The 299-nt window shown below is 38.5% G+C and carries 1 pseudogene; it reads right to left on the bottom strand.

The annotated features are described in order from the left end of the window. Nucleotides 1–201: 201 nt before the first annotated feature. Nucleotides 202–299 (bottom strand): annotated as a pseudogene (locus ASC93_RS32810) (type II toxin-antitoxin system RelE/ParE family toxin); the annotation flags it as partial.

Raw genomic sequence — 299 nt, 5'->3', positions numbered from 1 at the left:
ATAAGGGTCGCCACCTTTCCTACATTATATTCTCAATTTAAGATTTTACTACTTTCGTAATTTCCAACTTTCCTACTACTCATTATTACACCATTGACCTACTGGTTACAAGAAAAACATTGGTTGTGACGCTGACATCTATACAAAAATCATTATTTTGTGAGCAAGTAAAAAGGATCCCGCTGCGGCGGGATCCTTTCGCTATTTCAAATATCGTTTTAACTCTTCGTAGAAGTTTTCCCTGGATCCAGCCATGATGACGACCACAAGCTCACCATCATCCTTTTCTTCTACACGAT

Origin of the sequence: Massilia sp. Root335 (assembly GCF_001425685.1) — a bacterium.
In the GTDB taxonomy this organism is placed as follows: Bacteria; Pseudomonadota; Gammaproteobacteria; order Burkholderiales; family Burkholderiaceae_D; genus Telluria; species Telluria luteola.
The sequence above is the reverse complement of the archived record's forward strand: the minus strand, read 5'-3'. Positions and strand labels throughout refer to the sequence as shown.